Here is a 20,830-nt window from a genome sequence, read left to right as displayed (position 1 = left end):
CATAACCTTAGAAATAATTATCAACAGTTCACCTATTTATGACTTCGGTGCATTCGCATCGAGGGCCATAAAAGCTTCCTTGGCATCCTGCAGGGGAGGCAATTGGCCCAAACTATTCAGGCCAAACGCATTTAAAAATTGTGGCGTTGTCATTAACAACGCAGGTCTTCCAGGGAGTTCACGAAATCCAGACTCTTTAATCCAGTTCCAGTCAAACAGCGTACGCAAGTTTTGACTGTTATTCGTGACACCACGAATCTGTTCAATATCCGCTCGAGTCACTGGCTGGTGATAGGCAATCACCGCAAGCGTCTCCAGTAATGAAGGCGACAAGCGAGCCGGTCGCTCAGGCCAGGTCTGTGCAATAATATTACGATATTTTGCACGCACTTGAAAACGATAACCTTGTGCTGTTTCAATCAGTTCGATTGAACGACCATGCATCAGCATGGAAAGTTGTTGTAAATACTGGCGTAATTCCTGCTTGCTATAGCGATCCTGAAAAGTTTCTTTCAGACGAGCCAATGAAACCGCAGAGTCGCTGGCAAAAATAATGGCTTCAAGCTGCATCAATACTTCATGCAGATTATCTTCTGCAGATAACAGCGTATTTTGATCGGGTGTCATTGGCTGGCTCCTTGAATCGCGAGCGGGGCTTCAATACCTGTAGCAATAATCTGAATTTTTTGTTGTCGGGTCAGTTCCAGTACCGCCATAAAGGTCACCACCATACCCATACGGCCTTGGCTCGGTTTTAACAACTCTTTGAAACTGAGTACGTCGCCAGTTTCAATACAACTTTCAATATAGGCAATCCGTTCTTCCAACAGTACCGGTTCCTGTTGTACCTGATGAATCACGGGTTCAGGACGGTTAAATATACAAAGCAAGGCATCACGCAATAAATCGCTTGAATAGCCTTCATTCGGCTGCTGGATTTCACCCAGACTGACATTGGTCGTGAAAGTGTCACGTTCCAGAATCGGCATCTGGCCCAGACGTTCTGCTGCCTGTCTAATTCTTAAATAATTTTCTAAACGGTCAATCAGTTCTTGTTTTGGATCCTGTTCAATCGCAGCCAGGCTTTTCGGTTTAGGTAACAGCAAACGTGACTTCAGATCTGCCAGTAAGGCTGCCATCACCATATAGTCGGCCGTCAGCTCGATGTTCAGGGATTTCATCGCGTCCATATAAGACAAATACTGCGCTGCAATCGGCGCGATATCGACCTGTAACAGATCAAAACCGTTTTTTTGAATCAGGTAAATTAAAAAGTCGAGTGGGCCTTCAAAATGTTCTAATAAGATTTCAAATGCCGCTGGAGGAATGTACAGATCCTCTGGAATTGTATCCTGCCATTCATCCAGAACCCGAATGTGCGGAGCAGATTCCATAGTGTTATGGATAATTTGAGTCATTACAATTATAGGCCACGCGAATTTTCAAAGGCATGCAAAGGCTTGATTTTCGGTATCTGATCGAAAGAAAAGCACAGGATTAAGCGTTGTCATTGTACTGGAAAAGTAACTTTAAATAAATTAAATAAGCCGTCAAAGCCATAAAAACTTAAAAAAATAATGGAATTTATCTACGATTTAAAAATAGCAACGAGAAAAACGGTAGAACCGGGCGGGAAATGCAGCGGTGATTTTCACTTTAAATTGGCTCTCATAATTAAGCGTATCTGGTAGATGATGCCAGTTGATTCACTTCAAAACTCGATCAATACAGTGATTCTCCTCAAAAGAGTAAATAAGCTAGCTGGCAGATATCGAATGATTTTTAAACGGATTTCCCATTAAAAAACATAAAATTAATAAGTATTAATAAAATATTTCCCCGTAATTTTTGGTCAAAAATACCGCTATACTCTCGAAAAATAGTCAAGAATCACAAAAATCAATAAAAAGGTGAAGAAAGTATGCCACTTATTCTGGTTGTTATTGGGATGATCGTATTCGGGGGATTTTGGGCTTACCCCAAATATCAGATTATGCAGCTTGAAGATGAAGCACGCACAGGACTGAAATCAGGTGGATTTTCAGCTTTTGCGGAACAGGCCCGACCTGTCATGCAGGCCATGAAAATGGATTTTAGTGTGCTGGACCAATATCCCAATATTCGTTTTTACATGCGGCATATGGCTTATGAGGGCGACCAGCTGGATGAGCGGATTAAACTGGATATGCAAGCCATGTCTTGTGAGTCGATCAATTCCTTTAAAGTCATGGAACCCAAAGCACGTACGGCGATGCTGAATGTACTGGAAGAAGATCAGATTGTTTTTCATGTGTATCTGAAAAATAAACTGGGTGAAGAGCTCATGCATCATGAACAGAAGCTATCGCAATGTCCAAATTTCATTGCGGTTCGTCATTATGAACGTAGTTCAGATTCCTAAACTGTCTTTGCCAGCCACTGCATATCTGCCGAATTGAAAAGAATAGAACTGCAACCTCTCACCATATGCTGTTTTAGATTTTCATGGTGAGGAATGATTGTATTCCTTAGTCGCAAATTCAATGATACGTTGGCAAGTCTCTGCCAGGCATACGTTCTGGTTTGAATAGATCTGCAACAACTGTCTCACTAGAGCCAACGTCAGGAAAAATTGGTACTCAGTATGATCAATATTTATAGTGAGATGGGGAGAAGGATGTGCTTCGACCAGGGCTGCCTTGGATTGCAGTGTCCAAGGCAGTTCTGCATAGATGAAATCCTGTACAGAAAATTCATGCTGATTCAGGAGCAAGTAAAATAAATCCATTTATTCTGACTCCTTCAATGTTTGTAGGAAATTCTCAGACCTCATTTATTCAAAGGCGCTGACATCTCCCATACCACGACGAATCACTTCTGGATGATCACCAGATAAATCTACAATAGAGGTCGTGCTCAAGGTGCCTAAACCACTATCTACAAAAACATCAATGCGTTTGCCCAGCTGCATTTCAATATCATAAGGATCATCGAGTGGGTCAGTCTGACCCGGTAAAATTAGGGTAGAGGTCAACAGCGGTTCACCGAGTTCTTTCAGTAACATTTGACACACCGGATTATTCGGAATGCGCAGACCAATGGTTTTCTTCTTGGGATGCATCAATCGACGTGGGACTTCGCTGGTCGCAGGTAAAATAAAGGTCGTGATGGCTGGTGTATTATTTTTTAGCAAACGGTACATGGCATTGTCCACCTTGGCATAAGTGGCAATATCGGACAAATCACAGCACAGAATCGCATATTGATGCTTTGGGCCCAGACCACGAATTTGCGCAATCCGCTCCATGGCACTCTTGTTTCCAATCTGGCAACCAATCGCATAGGCCGCATCAGTGGGATAGACCACCACATCACCCGCACGGATACGTTCCACTGCCTGACTGATTAAGCGGGGTTGCGGATTGTCGGGGTGTACGCGTAAATGCAGCATAGAGACTACTCCAAGCTTGGGCTAATGGCTTATTATGTGGCGCTCAGACAAGATCTGGCAATCATAAAAAAGGTAGATTTGTGTAATTTAATCAAGTATTTCACGTATAAATTCATCAGATTGTAAACTTTTGCCACCTCTGATGCAGATACAGATACATTGGATAAAGCGCGCTGCATCACATGGAAGTTTGGCTGTACCATTAAAATAAGCCTGTACTTGAGCGTAGACATTATCTTTAAAGCTGGCACCATCACCGCCGTCGCCAGTCAGGTTATCCAAAGAAACCCGAAATTTACGGCCAAAAGCCTGGGCAAACATCCACTCAATTGCCTGTGGCTTGATTTCCACCTGTTCAAATAAAGCCTGCTGTTCACGGGTCCGCCCATCCGGGGCATACCAGTAACCCAGATCAGGCAGCAGGCGGCGTTTGTCTCCGGCAATGGTCCAGTGGCTGATTTCATGCAAAGCGCTATTAAAGAAACCATGGGCAAACTGGATCCGGGCAGGACTGTTTGTACTTGCAGGGAAATATTCTGGTTCAAATTCGCCACGCACTAAAGTGACATTTAAATGGGAGAACCAGTGATTAAAGTGTAAGATGAGCCAGTCCACCTGCTGCGCTTCTGACGATAAATTCGCCCATGGCGAGAGTTGCACTTGTTGTGTTGAACTGTCAGAATCAAGGCTTGGAATTGTGCTAACGAGTGATGAAACATTCACTTCTGTTTGCGGCTGCAACAGATGCATGACTTGAGTTACCCAAATGGTCTGTCGAAATAAGTACAAAATTGTATCTTAATCTTTGACAGAGTACTGATGAATTTGTAGAATTGCCGCCTTAATTATGTCAGCAAATACCTTTCCGGCACAGATTGAGCCGTTTAAATGGGCTGAACAGGGCTTTAAATGGTCAGGTCAACTGCCTTTATCCCGCTTTGTTCGTATCGCTCGTGAAGCTGTTGGATCAATTGATGATCAATTGATTAACATAGACTGTAAGCTATCAATGGATGCCTATCATCGTATTGCATGGCTAGATGGTCACGTTGAAACAAAAGTTCCTATGGAATGCCAGCGTTGTCTGGAAACTGTAGAAATTGAACTGGTTTCATCGTTCCATTTGGCACTTGTGGATGATGAGTCACTGATAGAGCGCTTGGATGAGGATGCTGATTTCATCGTCCTAGGTGAAAGTGAAGCAACGACCAAAGGTGATTATGATGCACCGGCGACCGCTGATTTACTCGCGCTGATAGAAGATGAACTGTTATTGTTGATGCCGTTGTCGCCTAAACATGAGTTTTGTGAACATAAGCATCAACCTGCCGTAGAAGAAGTGGCTGAAGAAAAACGGGACAACCCGTTTGAAGTTTTGGCTGCTTTGAAGGGTAAACTTAACTAATTTTTGTGTTATACTCTTGTGTATAAGACAATCGAATTTGTTCTGATCCATTTTTTCGATCTTTGTAAGGAGCCATCATGGCCGTTCAGCAAAACCGTAAAAGTCGCTCTCGCCGTGACATGCGCCGTTCACATGACGCTTTAACCGAGAATGCATTAACTGTAGACCAAGCTACTGGCGAGACTCACCGTCGTCACCACGTATCTAAAGATGGTATCTACCGTGGTCGTCAATTATTCGCTAAAGCATCTGCTGAATAATTGGTGATGTATTAAGCGTCAAGCTTAGTAGAAAAAATGGGAGCATTTAGCTCCCTTTTTTTTGTCTTTGATTTTTAGGTGTATCGGTTTTTTGTTGTATTTGGCAATTACCGCCGACAAAATTACATGCTAAATTGCGCTCCACAATGATTTAGGTGGTCTTATTGGTCAGTCTTCTTGTTAGGATTGAAGAAGCACACCTCTTGAATGAAAGGATTTTATTATGTCTGCTACACCACTCGAACAAGCAGCGCCAGCAACAAAAACTGCATTTGTGTTTCCGGGTCAGGGTTCCCAAAAAGCTGGTATGCTGGCTGAGCTTGCAGAACAGTTTGCGAGTATTCGCGAGACATTTGCAGAAGCATCTGAAGCCGTCGGTTTTGATCTGTGGCAGATTGCGCAAACTGGCGAAGGTCTGGATCAAACCGAATTTACCCAGCCGGTATTGCTGACTGCAAGTATTGCCTTATGGCGCGTGTGGTTGGAATCTGGCGGTGTAGCACCGAAATATCTTGCAGGCCATTCACTGGGTGAATACAGCGCACTGGTTGCATCAGGTGCTTTAAGCCTGGGTGATGCTGCGAAGCTAGTGAACTTGCGTGGCAAACTCATGCAGACTGCTGTACCTCAGGGTGTGGGTGCGATGGCTGCCATTTTGGGTCTGGACGATGCCAAAGTGATTGAGCTGTGTGCACAAGCAACTGCAGCAGGCGAAGGTTCTGTCGAAGCGGCGAACTACAATGCGCAAGGGCAGGTTGTCGTTGCAGGCAATAAAGATCGCGTTGAAGCAGTGATGGCATTGGCCAAAGAAAACGGCGGAAAAGCCATTGCATTGCCAGTATCGGTTCCATCGCATTGTTCATTGATGAAACCTGCTGCTGAACAGTTTGCTCCGGCATTGGAACAAACCGCCATTGAGCTGCCACGCATTCCTGTATTACAAAATGTAGGCGCGCAAGCGGCAACCAATGTAGATGAATTGCGTCAGGCGTTGACCGCGCAACTTTATGAGTCAGTACAATGGACCAAAACCTTACAATACCTTCAAGATGAAGGCATTGAGTACATCGTAGAATGTGGTCCGGGTAATGTATTGACCAACTTGGCGAAACGCTTGCCGAATATTCAAAAAGCACTTCCACTGGACAGTCAATCCCGTCTGGAAGATGCATTAAACACCGTATTGGCGGCAGAAGGGAAAAGTGCATGACACAGGAACGTAAAGTTGCTCTGGTAACAGGTGCAAGTCGTGGTATTGGTGCTGCGATCGCACAACAGTTGATTCAAGACGGTTATTTTGTCATAGGTACTGCAACGTCTGAAGCAGGTGCGGAAAAATTATCTGCACAGTTTGCTGAAAATGGTGCTGGAAGAGTACTAGATGTACGTGACGGTGCAGCGATTGATGGGCTGGTAACGGACATCGAACAGAACTATGGTCCAGTCCTTGCGTTGGTCAATAATGCCGGTATTACCAAAGACAATTTGCTGCTGCGTATGTCTGAAGATGACTGGGATGATATTTTAAATATTCACCTGAAAGCAGTTTACCGTTTGTCTAAGCGCGTACTCAAAGGCATGACCAAGGCGCGTTTCGGTCGCATCATCAACATCAGTTCTGTGGTGGCACACTTTGCCAACCCGGGTCAGGCCAACTATTCTGCTGCCAAAGCAGGTATTGAAGCATTTAGCCGTAGCCTTGCCAAAGAAATGGGTAGCCGTCAGATTACCGTAAACTCGGTAGCACCAGGTTTTATTGCGACTGAAATGACTGAGCAGCTAAGCGAAGAAATTCGTAAAAAGATGACTGAGCAGGTGGCATTAAACCGTTTAGGTGATCCGCAGGATATCGCAAATGCCGTAAGTTTCTTGGCTTCGGATAAAGCCAGTTACATTACTGGTACAGTTATGCATGTAAATGGGGGCTTATACATGAGCTAAGCTCAAGTATAAACTTTCCAAATTTTTTAGATTCAATTAAACTAACGGCATTAAAAACGCCACAAGCAATGAGGAGAATTCCTGTGAGCGATATCGAACAACGTGTTAAGCAAGCAGTTGCAGAACAACTTGGTATCAAAATCGAAGAGATTAAAAACGAAGCGTCTTTCATGGATGACTTAGGTGCAGATTCTCTAGATCTAGTTGAACTTGTTATGTCTTTCGAAAATGATTTCGACATCACGATTCCTGATGAAGATTCTAACGAAATCACAACTGTTCAATCTGCAATTGACTACGTTTCTAAGAAACTAGGTTAATCGCCGATTTCAGCTTTGCTGAACATAAAGACCACCCTTGAGGTGGTTTTTTTGTGTCTGCATTTCACATGAATGGAGGTTTTACAATCCATTACCTTTCTGTCACCAATGACTAACTATCTCTCTAGAGTTTTCATTATAAAAATAAGAGTGATGTGACATTAACAACAAGAATGGAGTCCGCTATGGGTCTTTTTGATTTTGTAAAAGGTATCGGTAAGAAGAATACAGCTGCTGCAGAACCACAGGCTGCACCTACAACGACAACGCCGACTGCAACACAACCTGCAGAGCCTTCTGCTCAGGAAGTGGCAAATAAACTACTCGGCCATGTGAAAAGTCTGGGCCTTCCGATCACTGGCTTATCCATCAGTTATAACTCCGCTTCTGATCTGGCGACGATCAGAGGTCAGGTACAAAGTCAGGCCGATCGTGAAAAGATCGTCCTGGCCGTGGGTAATATTGATCATGTGGCCAAAGTGGATGATCAGCTTACGGTAAGCAGTCCTGAGCCGGAAAGTAAGTTCTACACGGTGAAATCGGGTGACAGTTTGTCAAAAATCTCAAAAGAATTTTATGGTGATGTCAATCAGTATAATAAGATTTTTGAAGCCAACCGTCCGTTGCTCAAAGATGCAGATGATATTTTTCCGGGACAGGTGCTCCGCATTCCTGCTTGATTTTTAATAAGTCCAATTAATATTCGATCACAAAGCCCCGTTTGGGGCTTTGTTGTTTTTTTTGCCAGTAGCTTTAAAAAGCCATCACTACTAAATACCCAAGTCCAGATATAAACTTTCTTTGACTTCTTCCATCACCACATAACTGTGCGAGGAGGCGGAAGCGGGCAGTTTTTTCAGTAAATCCCCCAGTAAACGCCGATAAGCACTCATTTCTTTTAAACGCGCTTTGACCAGATAATCAAAATCACCGGAAATTAAATGGCATTCCAGGACTTCTGGAATCTCAGTCAGATTACGAGCCACCTGATCAAAGACATCACCTGATTTGGCTGAGAGTTTAATTTCCAGAAAAACCAGCAGGTTGCGCTCCAGCATTTCCGGATTTAAACGGGCGTAATAGCCCATGATGATGCCTTCACGCTCTAGCCGTTTTACCCGCTCTGAACAGGGTGTGGTCGATAGATTGACGCGTGCTGCAAGTTCGCTAATGGCAATCCGGCCATCGCGTTGCAGGATATCCAGAATCATGCGGTCAATGCGGTCTAATTTGCGCATCAATATTTCCCTCTTTTTTTTAATTCTGCCCGAAAAAACATTTATTTCACTGAATATACAGTCTGAATATAGTGAATTTAACTATTAAAGCAAAAATATACTAGTGAAATAAACTGAAAAGATGTTTGAGGGTTAAGGTAATGCGCGTATTGGTTTTAGGTAGTGGTGTGATTGGTGTGGCAAGCGCTTACTATCTGGCGCAGCAGGGAGCAACCGTGACTGTGTTGGATCGTCAGGTAGGTCCGGCGCAAGAAACCAGCTTCGGTAATGCCGGGCAGATTTCTCCAGGATATTCGACCCCTTGGGCTGCACCAGGTATTCCATTTAAGGCAGTCAAATGGATGTTTCAGCATCATGCACCGTTGGCGATCAATGTCGATGGCAGCTTGTGGCAATTGCAGTGGATGGCACAAATGCTGAAAAACTGTAATGCCCAGCATTATGCAGTCAATAAAGAACGGATGGTGCGTGTGGCTGAATACAGCCGTGACTGTTTACGTAATTTGCGCCGTGATATTGGCATCTCTTATGAAAACCGCGCGAAAGGTACTTTGCAGATTTTCCGTAAAGATGCGCAGCTGGATGCAGTTCAGCGCGATATCGAAGTTCTGAAGGAAACTGGAGTTGAGTTTGAACTGCTGGATCGCGATGGACTGGCGCGTGTAGAACCGGCATTGGCACAGGCAAAAGACAAACTGGTGGGTGGTCTTCATTTACCCAATGATGAAACAGGTGACTGCTATCTGTTTACCAATGCCCTGGCAGAACATGCCAAAGGGATGGGTGTAGAGTTTAAGTTTAATCAAAACGTTGAAAAGCTGATTGTAGAAGGTGACCAGATCAAAGGTGTTCTGGTGAATGGTCAGGTGCTCACGGCAGATAAATATGTGCTGGCCTTTGGTAGTTATTCACGTGATTTCCTCAAACCGCTTGAACTGAATTTACCGGTCTATCCGGTGAAAGGTTATTCACTGACCATTCCGATTTTAGATCCGGCCTATGCACCACAATCTACAGTACTGGATGAAACCTATAAAATTGCGATTACCCGTTTCGACCAGCGCATCCGCGTAGGGGGAATGGCTGAATTGAGCGGTTTTAATCTGGGATTAAATGAAGACCGTCGCGGCACGCTGGAAATGGTGACCCGTGATTTATTCCCGGGGGGTGACATGAATCAGGCCAGCTTCTGGACAGGCCTGCGTCCAATGACCCCGGACAGTACGCCAATTATTGGGAAAACCCGTTTTAAAAACCTGTTCCTGAATACTGGACATGGCACGCTGGGCTGGACCATGGCCTGCGGTTCAGGAAAATTAATCAGCGATCTGGTCTTGGCCCGTGATCCTGAAATCAGCACCGAAGGTCTGTCATTGGCGCGCTATCACCAGGCGGCTTAAGACCATCTGAGGCGGAATATTCAAGGAGGAATGTATGCCACGTCCCATTACTGCGATCATTCATCAGCAGGCGCTTGCGCATAATTTAAGTGTGGCGCGCCAATGTATGCCCAATAGTCAGGTATTTGCCGTGGTCAAGGCTAATGCCTATGGGCACGGGATTGAACGGGTCTATGCTGCACTTCAAGGTGCAGACGGTTTTGCTTTTCTGGATATTGAAGAGGGCACGCGCCTACGTGCGCTGGGATGCAAGAAGCCGCTGCTGTTGCTCGAAGGTATTTTCGCTCTCGCGGATTTATTTGAATGTGCGAAGCATGAAATGAGCTTTGCCATTCATTCCCGACATCAAGTGCAATGGCTGAAACAGTTTGCCGAAATAGCGCCGGATGCACAGTTTGATGTGTATTTGAAAATGAACAGCGGCATGAACCGTCTGGGTTTCGAGCCGCAGCAATATGCAGAGATCTGGCAGGAGCTGCAACAGCTGAACACTGTCCGTTCCATTACCCATATGACCCATTTCTCCGATGCGGATGGCCAGCGTTTTGGCGTGGACGGGATTCAGTATCAAAACCTGATTTTTAGCCAGTCCATTCAGGGGCTTGAAGGTAAAATCTCGCTCAGTAATAGCGCAGCCATTCTGCGGCATCATCAAACCCTTCATTCAGACATTGTACGTAGCGGCATCATGCTGTATGGCAGTTCACCAGATTATCCAACACACACGATTCAAGACTGGAATCTGCAACCGAGCATGAGCTTGCGCAGTGAAATTATTGCCATTCAAACGATCCAGACAGGTCAGAGTGTTGGCTATGGTTCCAAATTTATTGCCATGCAGGAAATGCGGGTCGGGATTGTGGCCTGTGGTTATGCCGATGGTTATCAACGACTATCGGAGACCGGTACACCCTTGCTGGTAGATTCAATCAAAACGCACACATTGGGTCGAATCAGTATGGATATGCTGGCGGTAGATCTGACTGCACTGCCGCACGCAGATATAGGTAGTGAAGTGGTACTTTGGGGCCAATCTTCCCAAGGTGTGGTTTTGCCGATTGATGAAGTGGCGGCCAGTTCAGGCACCATCGGCTATGAGCTGATGTGTGCGGTGACCGCTCGGGTTCATTTCCAGATTGACGCTTAAATTTTTAATTTAAATTTTATTTAAATATCCCAAACAAGGAATATCAGCATGACACAGGCAAATACAGCCATTCAGCGACTCAACAGCAATCAAATCATGAGTGCGGTGACGATTCATCAGCAAACCGTGTATCTATCGGGTCAGGTGCCGAATAGCACGGATCTGGATGTACGCGGACAAACACTGGAAGTCTTTGCAAAAATTGAGGAATTGCTCGCATTGGCAAATACCGATAAAAGCCAGCTGCTTTCTGCACAATTATTTGTCAAGCATCTAGATGATTTTGCTACCGTAAACCAGCTTTGGGTGGAATGGTTACGAGGTCATGGTACGCCGGCACGTGCTACGATTCAGGCAGATTTGGTCAATCCGGACTGGCTGATTGAAATTGCAGTCATTGCAGCTCAAGCTTAATTGAATTTTTGATATTGAAATCTCCCATGCAATGATTTAAGTCGTTTTAGTGCAGTAAATCTCACTGAACAGCGCAGTAAAAAGTATGAAAATGTCATATAAGCGTTCGAGGACTGAACGTTGTAAATTCAGCTTGATGCTGTTGTAAAGATTAAAAAGGATGTAAAAATGAAAACCACCCCGGGCACAGAAGACGTAAAATCGTCGCCGCATGAGTTGCAACGAAAACTCTCTAACCGACATTTGCAGTTAATCGCCATTGGTGGCTGTATCGGTACTGGCCTGTTTATGGGATCGGGAAAAACCATCTCCCTGGCAGGCCCTTCAATTTTGATCATTTATATGATCATTGGTGGCATGTTCTTCTTCCTGATGCGTGCGTTGGGTGAAATGCTGTTGTCCAATCTGCATTACAAATCTTTTATTGATATGGCCCATGACCTGATCGGGCCGGGTGCTGGCTATTATATTGGCTGGTCGTACTGGCTGGGTTGGGTGCTGGTAGGGATTGCCGATCTCGCGGCGATTATTAACTATCTGAGTTTCTGGTTGCCCGAAGGCATGGCCTTTACCCCGATGGGGCAGGCGATGATTAGTGTGGGTTGTGTGCTGTTTATTCTCGCGATTAACTTGGTCACGGTAAAACTGTTTGGTGAGATTGAATTCTGGTTCGCACTAATCAAGATTTTAGCCATTCTTGGTTTGATCTTTGTCGGTGGTTATATGGTGTTTAGCGGTTTTCAGGCACCGAGTGGCGCCGTCGCCAGCTTTAGTAATGTCTGGGCGCATGGTGGCTTATTTCCCAAAGGCTTTACTGGTTTTCTGGCAGGCTTCCAGATTGCCATGTTTGCCTTTGTCGGGGTGGAACTGCTCGGTACGATGGCGGCAGAAACCAAAGATCCGGAAAAGAATTTACCCAAAGCGGTCAACGCCATTCCTACGCGGATCATTCTGTTCTATGTATTGTCATTGCTGATGATCATGTCAGTTACACCATGGCATTTGATTCCTGCGGATCAAAGTCCATTTGTGAGTTTGTTCCTGTATGCCGGTATTCCAACTTCAGCCATTATCATGAACCTGGTGGTATTGTCGTCAGTGATGTCCTCTATGAACAGTGGGGTATTCTCGACCAGTCGTATGTTGTTTGGTTTGGCACGTGATGGACAGGCGCCTCAAGCTTTAGCGCGGTTATCTAGTCGGGCAGTACCAGCCACAGGGTTATTTTTCTCCTGTGCTTTTATTATGTTGGGGGCAGCATTTCAGTATTTTGTACCAAACACCATGGAAGCTTTTACTCTGGCAAGTTCGCTGTGTGTGATCCTGTTTATTAGTATCTGGAGCATCATCATGGTGTGCTATATCCGTTACCGTAAGCAGCAACCGCAAAAGCATGCCGCCTCGACCTTTAAAATGCCGGGTGGGGTATGGATGTCTTATGTGGTATTGGCATTCCTGTTATTCGCCTTGATTATTTTAAGCCTGGAACCTGACACTCTAAAAGCTCTGATGATCAGTCCTTTATGGTTGATTATTCTGGCGGTGACCTATCGACTGCTGTATAAGCCACGTATGCGTCAGCGTGGTAATCATTAAATATTCAGACATAAAAAATCCCCGACTGATCGGGGATTTTTTTTGATTGCGTGGGTGAATTAGAAAGTAGGTTTAACCACGACTAAAATCACCACTGCAAATAAGATCAAGGTTGGCATCTCATTAAAATAACGCCAAAACTTGTGTGACTTGTAGTGTGCATTACCAATCAGCTTCTTGCGGTAATAACCACACACCAGATGGTAAATCACCAATAAGCCGACCAGGCCGACTTTAAGGTAAAACCATAAGGCTTCATGGTAATGACGCGTTGCATCACCCCAATCCACCAGAAAGTGTGCCGTAATCAAGGTGGCCAACATGGCTGGCCACATGATGCCACGGTACAACTTGCGTTCCATGACTTCAAAGCGTTGATGACTGATGGCATCTTCGCTCATGGCATGATAAACATATAAACGTGGCAAGTAGAACAAAGCCGCGAACCAGCAAACTACTGCAATAATATGTAATGCTTTTACCCACAAGAAAGCATCAGAAGGAGCATCCATCAAGTCACCCTAAATTGGGCAGCTTAGCCTTCCCACTTTTTGAAAATGAGACAAGCATTTACGCCGCCGAAACCGAAACTGTTACTCATCACAGTATTCAATTTTGCGTCACGTTTTTCAAGCACGATATCAAACGGTTTCGCGCCTTCATCCAGCTCGGTCACGTTGATGTTTGGCGCAATAAAGTCATTTTGCATCATCAGAACCGAATAAATCGCTTCCTGAACACCAGCAGCACCCAGACTGTGACCCGTCATTGATTTGGTTGAGCTTAATGGAGGAACCTGGCCTTCACCGAAAGCACGTTCCATTGCTTTAAGTTCTGTGATGTCACCCGCTGGAGTAGAAGTACCATGTGTGTTTACATAGTCAATTTTATCGACACCGTGTTGCTTTGCTTCTTCTAAAGCCATCAGTACGCAACGTGTTGCACCTTCACCAGATGGTGCAACCATATCAGCACCATCTGAGTTAGCTGCATAGCCTACGACCTCGGCAAGAATGTTAGCACCACGCGCTTGCGCATGTTCCAAAGACTCAAGGATCACAAAACCGCCACCACCGGCAATCACGAAACCGTCACGGTCTGCAGAATAAGGGCGTGATGCTGTTTCAGGGCTGTCATTGTATTTAGAGCAAAGTGCGCCCATCGCATCAAACAACAAGCTTTGTGACCAGTGATCTTCTTCACCGCCACCCGCCAGCATTAAATCTTGTTTGCCGAGTTGAATCAGGTTGTAGGCATAACCAATCGCATCCGCAGAGGTTGCACATGCGCTGGTAATGGTATGCGCCACGCCTTGTAATTTGAATGCAACGCCAACGTTTGCTGTAATGGTGTTGGTCATATTACGTGGTACAAAGAAAGGACCGACTTTACGCGCACCTTTGGTTTGCAATAATTCGTTCATTTCAATAACAGAAGCAGTTGAACCGCCACCTGAACCACCCGCGATACCATAGCGTGGGTTGCCAGCTAGATCTTCAACCTTTAAACCTGCATGTTCAACTGCAGCAAGAGCTGAGTTGTACGCATACATTGCACATACACCCATAAAGCGTTTCAGTTTGCGGTCGATCCCGTCGAAATCCTGCTCGGCTGCAGCACTGACATGACTTTTGAAATTGAGTTCAGCATAAGTCGGATTAAAACGTGTTCCTGAAATCCCGTTTTGTAAAGAATGGTTTACATCCTCTAATGTATTACCAATACATGAGTTAATACCCATGCCAGTGATGACAACACGTTTCATCTACAGATCCTTATAGTTTGCTCTATGCTCAGCGGCAGATATCTGGGTTTTAAAATCGCCCAATCCAGCGCTTAGCCTTATTTCATGATGGGGAACATGATAGCAGAAAGACTTTTGAAATCTTATGGCAAATGTTATGCCGTGTGACAGTCGGTTGAGTTTGTGAGTCGGCGTGTAGGGGTTTTACTAAATGAAACAGAATAAAGTTGAGATAAACGCTGACTACACCTAGTATTTATACCAAATACAAGCACATGAATGCTGAGGTAAAAAATGGTAAATGCTAATAATAAACAATCTAATGGTCTGATTTCGAATGCCTTTGGAGTGGCGAAAAAGTTCAGCTCAACTGGATTGGATTTATTGAATCATGTTGCACCGGATTCGGTAACTAAAGCGTTGAAGCCTTCTAGTTCCGATCAGGTGATTGACGGTTCGGCGAAGACGAAAAGCGCTTTTTCAGCTAAAAAATATGATAATCCTCAGCAAATGCTTCGCGAGCATCTTCCAAATGTCTCTCGTCAACTTCTCGGGCGCCGCTTTAATACCGTGAATAATGTCGCGCATTTTGTTTCTCCAGACTTAACCGAAAAAGTGTCTAACTACTTTTATGAGCGTCTGAATCAATTTAGTAATCAAACCAGTTCGGTTGATGCCATTCTGAATGAAGCTGGAGCGAAAGATTTAGAAGAATTGACTCAGGACGTCGACCGATCCAAGCGAATTTCACAGGCTTTAGGTGAACAAAACAAATGGATTGCGACGGTTCAGGGTGCAGTGAGTGGTGCTTCAGGGATGCTTGGCACCGCGATTGATATTCCCGCTTCTTTACTGATGGCGTTGCGTACCATTTATCAAGTCGGTCGCTCTTATGGTTTTGACCTGAGCAAAGAAGATGATCAGGAAATCGTCCAGCATATCTTTAGACAGATCGACCTGAGCCTGATTGCAGAAAAGCAAACCTTGTTATTGGGTTTAAAAGCGTTAAGTAATACCCTTAAAACTCATGATATCTCCCAGCTACAAGCCATGCTAGGTTCTGATAATGATGTCAGCGCTATCAAACAATGGCTAAGTCGTCATGAGGGAGAGGCTAAATGGGAATGGATGAATCATCTGCCAAAAATTTCGATTCTGGAGCGATTAACCAAACTAACGCCTCTGGCAAGTGCAGGTATTGGTGCAGTATATAGCCATCGTTTTGTCGAGGATGTAAATCAGAAAGCTCAGGAAGCATTCTCGCATGCACGTCAATACCTGATTCAGCATCAGGATTCGCAATTGTCTCCTTATGCTGCCTATGAAAAAGCAGTCAGTTTGTTACAACAGGCAACTCCGAAACTCCTAAATGGTGCCTCTCACGATGTTGAGCCTGCGAAAGATAAGCCGATCATGGATAAAGATATTGCGATTGAAGGCAATAACACGATTACCCAAGTCAAGCTGGTCAAAAAAGAGCAGAATGATCTAAGCTCTGAAGAAGCAGAAGTGAAGAAAGATGAAAAGGTGAGTGAAGGGCTGGAGGCGCTTAACGATGAGTTGGTTGAACCTGCGGTAGATAAGCAGTCGCAACAACCCGCTTTAACCAAAACTTCATTTGATCCGGAAATCGAAGCTGAACTGCATCCAGAAGCTGCTGACGAGGCAGAGGTTGCTACGGAAACTTCACAGCAGGGTGCAGAGGATCAAGAAAATTCGGAAACTGAATCTGAAGCTCAAGACGTTACCAAAAAAGCCGGTAAAAATTCAAAAAAATAAGCGAATTTTGAAGGTAAATAAAAGCAAGCAAATGTCGTGAGAAACGGCATTTGCTTGGCTTGAGTAGGTTGACCAATTTTGCATCTTGAATTACAATTGCATGCCCTCAAAAAGTAGTAGTTTTTGGGGCTTTTTATTAACGGGAGAATTGCCAAATGGCAACAACAAATCAGTTGATCCGCAAGGGTCGTACGACTTTAGTTGAAAAATCTAAAGTTCCTGCGTTGAAGGCTTGTCCACAGCGCCGTGGTGTTTGTACACGTGTTTACACAACTACACCTAAAAAACCTAACTCAGCAATGCGTAAAGTTTGCCGTGTTCGCTTAACTTCAGGTTTCGAAGTTTCTAGCTACATCGGTGGTGAAGGCCATAACCTACAAGAGCACAGTGTTGTTCTTATCCGTGGTGGTCGTGTTAAAGACTTACCAGGTGTACGTTACCATACCGTTCGTGGTTCTTTAGACTGTGCTGGTGTTAAAGATCGTAACCAGTCTCGTTCTAAATACGGTACTAAACGTCCTAAGAAATAATTCGTTAAGAATTAAATTTTAAGAACGTAGAACCGCAATCCTTTATCGTCTCGCTTGTCTGATTTCTGCATTAATTTTGTGAAAATTCCAAGCGACGTATAGTAAGGCCAGCGAGTAGTACATGACACTTTGTACTCATGCTGGATAAACCTGAAGTGTCATCTTTATAGGTAGTTTAAAATGCCAAGACGTCGCGTAGTCGCTGCTCGTGAAATCCTTCCGGATCCTAAGTTCAGCAGCCAAACAATCGCTAAATTCATGAACCACGTAATGCAAGATGGTAAAAAATCTATTGCTGAAAGTATCGTTTACGGTGCTTTAGACCGCGTTCAAGAAAAATCTAAAGTAGACCCAGTTGAATTTTTCGAGACTACTCTTGAAAAAGTTCGTCCTATGGTCGAAGTAAAAGCACGCCGTGTTGGTGGTGCTACATACCAAGTTCCTATGGAAGTACGCCCATCCCGTCGTACTGCTCTAGCGATGCGTTGGTTAGTAGATGCTGCTGCTAAGCGTTCTGAAAAAACTATGGCTTTACGTCTTGCTGGCGAGTTGCTTGATGCATCTGAAGGCAAAGGCGCTGCGGTTAAGAAACGTGAAGATGTGCACCGTATGGCTGAAGCCAACAAAGCATTCTCTCACTACCGTTTCTAAGCAGATAAAACAGGCCCTATTCAGGAGGGTGATAAGACCGTCATGGTTTTGTCACCAAAGCGCTTTAAGTTGCTATGCAGCTTAAAGCGTCCTGTTTTAAACAACAAAATTTAGGAATGCTAGAAATCATGGCACGTCAAACCCCAATTTCTCGTTACCGTAACATTGGTATTTCTGCGCACATCGACGCAGGTAAGACAACCACTTCTGAACGTATTTTGTTCTACACAGGTGAGAGCCATAAGCTTGGTGAAACTCACGAAGGTTCGGCAACTACGGACTGGATGGAACAAGAGCAAGAACGCGGTATTACTATTACTTCAGCAGCTGTAACATGCTTCTGGAAAGGGATGGGCAACCAGTTCGAACAACACCGTATTAACGTAATTGACACCCCGGGACACGTTGACTTCACGATCGAAGTTGAGCGTTCTATGCGTGTTCTTGACGGTGCGTGCATGGTTTACTGTGCTGTAGGTGGTGTTCAGCCGCAGTCAGAAACTGTATGGCGTCAAGCAAATAAATATAAAGTTCCACGTATTGCGTTCGTTAACAAAATGGACCGTACTGGCGCGAACTTCTTCCGTGCAGTTGAACAAGTTAAAACACGTCTTGGCGGTAATCCAGTGCCAATCGTTGTTCCAATTGGTGCAGAAGAAAACTTCCAGGGTGTTGTTGACCTAATCGAAATGAAAGCGATTATCTGGGATGAAGCATCTCAAGGTATGAAGTTCGAATATGGCGAAATCCCTGCTGAATTACTTGAGCTAGCTCAAGAATGGCGTACTAACATGGTTGAAGCTGCTGCAGAAGCATCAGAAGAACTCATGGACAAGTACCTAGAAGGCGAAGAGCTTACTAAAGAAGAAATCGTTGGCGGTATCCGTAAGCGTACATTAGCGAACGAAATCCAACCAATGCTTTGTGGTTCAGCATTCAAAAACAAAGGTGTTCAACGTATGTTGGACGCAGTAATTGAATTCTTGCCAGCACCGACTGACGTTGAAGCGATCAAGGGTATCCTTGATGACAAAGCTGAGACTGAAGGTTCTCGTGAAGCATCTGACGAAGCACCGTTTGCTGCGTTAGCGTTCAAAATCATGAACGACAAATTCGTTGGTAACTTAACGTTCGTACGTGTTTATTCTGGTGTTCTTAAAGCGGGTAGCCCGTGTTATAACCCAGTAAAAATGAAGCGTGAGCGTGTTGGCCGTATCGTACAGATGCACGCAAATGACCGTCATGACATCGAAGAAATTCGTGCGGGCGACATCGCGGCATGTGTAGGTCTTAAAGACACGACTACTGGTGATACATTATGTGATGAAAACCACGTAATTACACTAGAGCGTATGGAATTCCCAGAGCCAGTAATTGCACTTGCAGTTGAACCTAAAACTAAAGCTGACCAAGAAAAAATGTCAGTTGCTTTAGGTCGCTTGGCGAAAGAAGATCCATCATTCCGCGTTCGTACAGACGAAGAATCTGGTCAAACGATTATTGCTGGTATGGGTGAGCTTCACCTTGACATCATTGTTGACCGTATGAAGCGTGAATTCGGTGTTGAAGCGAACATTGGTAAGCCAATGGTTTCTTACCGTGAAACGATCAAAAAGTCTGTTGAGCAAGAAGGTAAATTCGTACGTCAAACAGGTGGTAAAGGTAAATTCGGTCACGTATATGTACGTTTAGAGCCGATGGATCCTGAATCTGAAAAAGATTACGAATTCGTTGAAGAAGTTGTAGGTGGTGTTGTACCTAAAGAATTCTTCGGCGCGGTTGACAAAGGTATTCAAGAACGTATGAAGAATGGCGTTTTGGCTGGCTACCCAGTAGTTGGCATTAAAGCGACATTGTTTGACGGTTCTTACCATGACGTCGACTCTGACGAATTGTCGTTCAAAATGGCGGGTTCTTATGCCTTCCGTGATGGTTTCATGAAAGCGGATCCTATCCTTCTTGAACCGATCATGAAAGTTGAAGTAGAAACTCCAGAAGACTACATGGGCGATATCATGGGTGACTTAAACCGTCGTCGTGGTATGGTTCAGGGTATGGACGATCTTCCTGGTGGTACTAAAGCCATTCGTGCTGAAGTTCCATTGGCTGAGATGTTTGGTTACGCAACTCATATGCGTTCTATGTCTCAAGGTCGTGCGACTTACTCTATGGAATTTGCTAAATATGCTGAAACTCCACGTAACGTGGCTGAAGGCATCATTTCTAAGTTCCAATCTGGCGGTAAAAAAGGTGACGACGAGTAATCTTTCGATTACTATAAGCCCAAACTAATTCATAGTTAAACCCAAGTGCTCATGCAGTGATCCTGCATGAGTAGTTTAAAAAGGAAGATCTCATGGCTAAGGCTAAGTTTGAACGTAATAAGCCACACGTTAACGTGGGCACAATCGGTCACGTTGACCATGGTAAAACAACTTTAACAGCTGCAATTGCAACTGTATGTGCGAAGAAATTCGGTGGCGAAGCGAAAGACTACGCTGCAATCGACTCTGCACCAGAAGAAAAAGCACGTGGTATTACAATTAATACTTCACACGTAGAATACGATTCTCCAACTCGTCACTACGCTCACGTAGACTGCCCGGGCCACGCCGATTATGTTAAAAACATGATTACTGGTGCTGCTCAGATGGATGGCGCGATCCTTGTATGTGCTGCGACTGATGGTCCTATGCCACAGACTCGTGAACACATCCTGCTTTCTCGTCAGGTAGGTGTACCTTACATCGTTGTATTCTTGAACAAATGCGACCTTGTAGACGACGAAGAGCTTCTTGAGCTAGTTGAAATGGAAGTTCGTGAACTTCTTTCTACTTACGACTTCCCAGGTGATGACACTCCAGTGATCCGTGGTTCTGCTCTTCTTGCGCTTAACGGTGATGACAGCCAATACGGCGAGCCAGCGGTAGTTGCGCTTGTTGAAGCACTTGACTCTTACATTCCAGAGCCAGAGC

24 protein-coding genes are annotated in these 20,830 nt (G+C 44.7%); 16 read left to right on the top strand and 8 right to left on the bottom strand.

The genetic code is table 11. The features are described from left to right. Window positions 1-36: 36 nt before the first annotated feature. Window positions 37-627: an SMC-Scp complex subunit ScpB gene (gene scpB / locus FTT86_RS09850; protein WP_005251096.1), complete on the bottom strand. Its 591-nt coding sequence runs from the start codon at window positions 625-627 to the stop codon at window positions 37-39. Beyond that, the gene (locus FTT86_RS09845) at window positions 624-1,418 is read right to left on the bottom strand and encodes a ScpA family protein (RefSeq protein WP_005251098.1); all 795 of its coding nucleotides are present in this window, start codon (window positions 1,416-1,418) and stop codon (window positions 624-626) included. Before FTT86_RS09845 ends, scpB begins: the two co-directional genes overlap by 4 nt. A 503-nt stretch (window positions 1,419-1,921) precedes the next feature. Between FTT86_RS09845 and FTT86_RS09840 the strand changes: the two genes are divergently transcribed. Beyond that, on the top strand, window positions 1,922-2,401 hold the full coding sequence (locus FTT86_RS09840; protein WP_180181095.1) for a hypothetical protein: 480 nt from the start codon (window positions 1,922-1,924) through the stop codon (window positions 2,399-2,401). A gap of 81 nt (window positions 2,402-2,482) precedes the next feature. On the opposite strand, the gene FTT86_RS09835 is transcribed toward FTT86_RS09840, so the two are convergent. From FTT86_RS09835 to FTT86_RS09825, 3 genes are all read right to left on the bottom strand, one after another. After that, the gene (locus tag FTT86_RS09835) at window positions 2,483-2,767 is read right to left on the bottom strand and encodes a hypothetical protein (RefSeq protein ID WP_005251102.1); all 285 of its coding nucleotides are present in this window, start codon (window positions 2,765-2,767) and stop codon (window positions 2,483-2,485) included. Window positions 2,768-2,812: 45 nt separating this feature from the next. Then, window positions 2,813-3,430 (bottom strand): L-threonylcarbamoyladenylate synthase, encoded by a 618-nt coding sequence (locus tag FTT86_RS09830; protein ID WP_004646095.1) that lies wholly within the window; start codon window positions 3,428-3,430, stop codon window positions 2,813-2,815. An 87-nt stretch (window positions 3,431-3,517) separates the two neighbouring features. Beyond that, window positions 3,518-4,180: an elongation factor P hydroxylase gene (locus FTT86_RS09825; protein ID WP_004279225.1), complete on the bottom strand. Its 663-nt coding sequence runs from the start codon at window positions 4,178-4,180 to the stop codon at window positions 3,518-3,520. A 97-nt stretch (window positions 4,181-4,277) separates the two neighbouring features. On the opposite strand from FTT86_RS09825, the gene FTT86_RS09820 reads away from it, so the two are divergent. The 6 genes from FTT86_RS09820 to lysM all read left to right on the top strand — a co-directional run bounded on the left by FTT86_RS09820 (window position 4,278) and on the right by lysM (window position 8,036). Next, complete coding sequence (locus FTT86_RS09820) at window positions 4,278-4,835, top strand: DUF177 domain-containing protein (RefSeq protein WP_004279226.1); 558 nt, start codon at window positions 4,278-4,280, stop codon at window positions 4,833-4,835. 77 nt (window positions 4,836-4,912) lie between these two features. After that, window positions 4,913-5,095 (top strand): 50S ribosomal protein L32, encoded by a 183-nt coding sequence (rpmF, locus tag FTT86_RS09815; RefSeq protein ID WP_004279227.1) that lies wholly within the window; start codon window positions 4,913-4,915, stop codon window positions 5,093-5,095. Between the two features lie 223 nt (window positions 5,096-5,318). After that, window positions 5,319-6,305, top strand: coding sequence for an ACP S-malonyltransferase (fabD, locus tag FTT86_RS09810; RefSeq protein WP_004730620.1), 987 nt, complete (start codon window positions 5,319-5,321; stop codon window positions 6,303-6,305). Then, window positions 6,302-7,036 (top strand): 3-oxoacyl-ACP reductase FabG, encoded by a 735-nt coding sequence (fabG, locus tag FTT86_RS09805; RefSeq protein WP_004279229.1) that lies wholly within the window; start codon window positions 6,302-6,304, stop codon window positions 7,034-7,036. The genes fabD and fabG overlap by 4 nt, the downstream gene beginning before the upstream one ends. Window positions 7,037-7,119: 83 nt before the next feature. Further along, window positions 7,120-7,356 carry an acyl carrier protein gene (acpP, locus tag FTT86_RS09800; protein WP_004646101.1) on the top strand — a complete coding sequence of 79 codons (237 nt, stop codon included), beginning with the start codon at window positions 7,120-7,122 and terminating at the stop codon, window positions 7,354-7,356. A gap of 185 nt (window positions 7,357-7,541) precedes the next feature. Then, complete coding sequence (lysM, locus tag FTT86_RS09795) at window positions 7,542-8,036, top strand: peptidoglycan-binding protein LysM (protein WP_168386740.1); 495 nt, start codon at window positions 7,542-7,544, stop codon at window positions 8,034-8,036. A 90-nt stretch (window positions 8,037-8,126) separates the two neighbouring features. Here lysM and FTT86_RS09790 read toward each other — a convergent pair whose 3' ends face one another. Then, the gene (locus FTT86_RS09790) at window positions 8,127-8,594 is read right to left on the bottom strand and encodes an Lrp/AsnC ligand binding domain-containing protein (protein WP_004646102.1); all 468 of its coding nucleotides are present in this window, start codon (window positions 8,592-8,594) and stop codon (window positions 8,127-8,129) included. Between the two features lie 140 nt (window positions 8,595-8,734). Here FTT86_RS09790 and FTT86_RS09785 point away from each other — a divergent pair, with 140 nt between their 5' ends. The 4 genes from FTT86_RS09785 to FTT86_RS09770 all read left to right on the top strand — a co-directional run bounded on the left by FTT86_RS09785 (window position 8,735) and on the right by FTT86_RS09770 (window position 13,151). After that, window positions 8,735-9,994, top strand: coding sequence for a D-amino acid dehydrogenase (locus FTT86_RS09785; protein ID WP_168386741.1), 1,260 nt, complete (start codon window positions 8,735-8,737; stop codon window positions 9,992-9,994). 34 nt (window positions 9,995-10,028) lie between these two features. Further along, entirely contained in the window at window positions 10,029-11,141 is a 1,113-nt protein-coding gene (gene alr / locus FTT86_RS09780) for an alanine racemase (RefSeq protein ID WP_168386742.1), read from the top strand. A gap of 48 nt (window positions 11,142-11,189) precedes the next feature. After that, entirely contained in the window at window positions 11,190-11,555 is a 366-nt protein-coding gene (locus tag FTT86_RS09775) for a RidA family protein (protein WP_114541406.1), read from the top strand. A 168-nt stretch (window positions 11,556-11,723) separates the two neighbouring features. Then, complete coding sequence (locus FTT86_RS09770; protein ID WP_168386743.1) at window positions 11,724-13,151, top strand: amino acid permease; 1,428 nt, start codon at window positions 11,724-11,726, stop codon at window positions 13,149-13,151. 59 nt (window positions 13,152-13,210) lie between these two features. Here the strand turns inward: FTT86_RS09770 and FTT86_RS09765 are convergent, their stop codons facing one another. Next, entirely contained in the window at window positions 13,211-13,663 is a 453-nt protein-coding gene (locus FTT86_RS09765; protein WP_004730607.1) for a CopD family protein, read from the bottom strand. A 23-nt stretch (window positions 13,664-13,686) separates the two neighbouring features. Beyond that, complete coding sequence (locus FTT86_RS09760; protein ID WP_004730606.1) at window positions 13,687-14,916, bottom strand: beta-ketoacyl synthase N-terminal-like domain-containing protein; 1,230 nt, start codon at window positions 14,914-14,916, stop codon at window positions 13,687-13,689. A 273-nt stretch (window positions 14,917-15,189) separates the two neighbouring features. Between FTT86_RS09760 and FTT86_RS09755 the strand changes: the two genes are divergently transcribed. The 5 genes from FTT86_RS09755 to FTT86_RS09735 form a co-directional block, all read left to right on the top strand. Next, window positions 15,190-16,674, top strand: coding sequence for an EcsC family protein (locus FTT86_RS09755; protein WP_180181094.1), 1,485 nt, complete (start codon window positions 15,190-15,192; stop codon window positions 16,672-16,674). A gap of 155 nt (window positions 16,675-16,829) precedes the next feature. After that, window positions 16,830-17,204: a 30S ribosomal protein S12 gene (gene rpsL, locus FTT86_RS09750; protein WP_002050319.1), complete on the top strand. Its 375-nt coding sequence runs from the start codon at window positions 16,830-16,832 to the stop codon at window positions 17,202-17,204. Between the two features lie 180 nt (window positions 17,205-17,384). Beyond that, complete coding sequence (gene rpsG / locus FTT86_RS09745) at window positions 17,385-17,855, top strand: 30S ribosomal protein S7 (RefSeq protein WP_004279240.1); 471 nt, start codon at window positions 17,385-17,387, stop codon at window positions 17,853-17,855. Window positions 17,856-17,983: 128 nt separating this feature from the next. Then, on the top strand, window positions 17,984-20,119 hold the full coding sequence (gene fusA, locus FTT86_RS09740) for an elongation factor G (protein WP_180181093.1): 2,136 nt from the start codon (window positions 17,984-17,986) through the stop codon (window positions 20,117-20,119). A gap of 92 nt (window positions 20,120-20,211) precedes the next feature. After that, window positions 20,212-20,830 (top strand): GTP-binding protein (locus FTT86_RS09735; protein ID WP_180181092.1); only part of this gene is annotated, 619 nt, incomplete at its 3' end.

It is taken from the genome of Acinetobacter sp. YH01021, assembly GCF_013420255.1.
Taxonomy (GTDB): Bacteria; Pseudomonadota; Gammaproteobacteria; order Pseudomonadales; family Moraxellaceae; genus Acinetobacter.
Note: the sequence above shows the minus strand (reverse complement) of the source record. Positions and strands in the feature narration are given on the sequence as shown.

Bases quoted from the DNA above. Each gene is read 5' to 3' on its own strand.
- scpB (WP_005251096.1), bottom strand. From the start codon at position 627: ATGACACCCGATCAAAATACGCTGTTATCTGCAGAAGATAATCTGCAT.
- FTT86_RS09845 (WP_005251098.1), bottom strand. From the start codon at position 1,418: ATGACTCAAATTATCCATAACACTATGGAATCTGCTCCGCACATTCGG.
- FTT86_RS09840 (WP_180181095.1), top strand. From the start codon at position 1,922: ATGCCACTTATTCTGGTTGTTATTGGGATGATCGTATTCGGGGGATTT.
- FTT86_RS09835 (WP_005251102.1), bottom strand. From the start codon at position 2,767: ATGGATTTATTTTACTTGCTCCTGAATCAGCATGAATTTTCTGTACAG.
- FTT86_RS09830 (WP_004646095.1), bottom strand. From the start codon at position 3,430: ATGCTGCATTTACGCGTACACCCCGACAATCCGCAACCCCGCTTAATC.
- FTT86_RS09825 (WP_004279225.1), bottom strand. From the start codon at position 4,180: ATGCATCTGTTGCAGCCGCAAACAGAAGTGAATGTTTCATCACTCGTT.
- FTT86_RS09820 (WP_004279226.1), top strand. From the start codon at position 4,278: ATGTCAGCAAATACCTTTCCGGCACAGATTGAGCCGTTTAAATGGGCT.
- rpmF (WP_004279227.1), top strand. From the start codon at position 4,913: ATGGCCGTTCAGCAAAACCGTAAAAGTCGCTCTCGCCGTGACATGCGC.
- fabD (WP_004730620.1), top strand. From the start codon at position 5,319: ATGTCTGCTACACCACTCGAACAAGCAGCGCCAGCAACAAAAACTGCA.
- fabG (WP_004279229.1), top strand. From the start codon at position 6,302: ATGACACAGGAACGTAAAGTTGCTCTGGTAACAGGTGCAAGTCGTGGT.
- lysM (WP_168386740.1), top strand. From the start codon at position 7,542: ATGGGTCTTTTTGATTTTGTAAAAGGTATCGGTAAGAAGAATACAGCT.
- FTT86_RS09790 (WP_004646102.1), bottom strand. From the start codon at position 8,594: ATGCGCAAATTAGACCGCATTGACCGCATGATTCTGGATATCCTGCAA.
- FTT86_RS09785 (WP_168386741.1), top strand. From the start codon at position 8,735: ATGCGCGTATTGGTTTTAGGTAGTGGTGTGATTGGTGTGGCAAGCGCT.
- alr (WP_168386742.1), top strand. From the start codon at position 10,029: ATGCCACGTCCCATTACTGCGATCATTCATCAGCAGGCGCTTGCGCAT.
- FTT86_RS09775 (WP_114541406.1), top strand. From the start codon at position 11,190: ATGACACAGGCAAATACAGCCATTCAGCGACTCAACAGCAATCAAATC.
- FTT86_RS09770 (WP_168386743.1), top strand. From the start codon at position 11,724: ATGAAAACCACCCCGGGCACAGAAGACGTAAAATCGTCGCCGCATGAG.
- FTT86_RS09765 (WP_004730607.1), bottom strand. From the start codon at position 13,663: ATGGATGCTCCTTCTGATGCTTTCTTGTGGGTAAAAGCATTACATATT.
- FTT86_RS09760 (WP_004730606.1), bottom strand. From the start codon at position 14,916: ATGAAACGTGTTGTCATCACTGGCATGGGTATTAACTCATGTATTGGT.
- FTT86_RS09755 (WP_180181094.1), top strand. From the start codon at position 15,190: ATGGTAAATGCTAATAATAAACAATCTAATGGTCTGATTTCGAATGCC.
- rpsL (WP_002050319.1), top strand. From the start codon at position 16,830: ATGGCAACAACAAATCAGTTGATCCGCAAGGGTCGTACGACTTTAGTT.
- rpsG (WP_004279240.1), top strand. From the start codon at position 17,385: ATGCCAAGACGTCGCGTAGTCGCTGCTCGTGAAATCCTTCCGGATCCT.
- fusA (WP_180181093.1), top strand. From the start codon at position 17,984: ATGGCACGTCAAACCCCAATTTCTCGTTACCGTAACATTGGTATTTCT.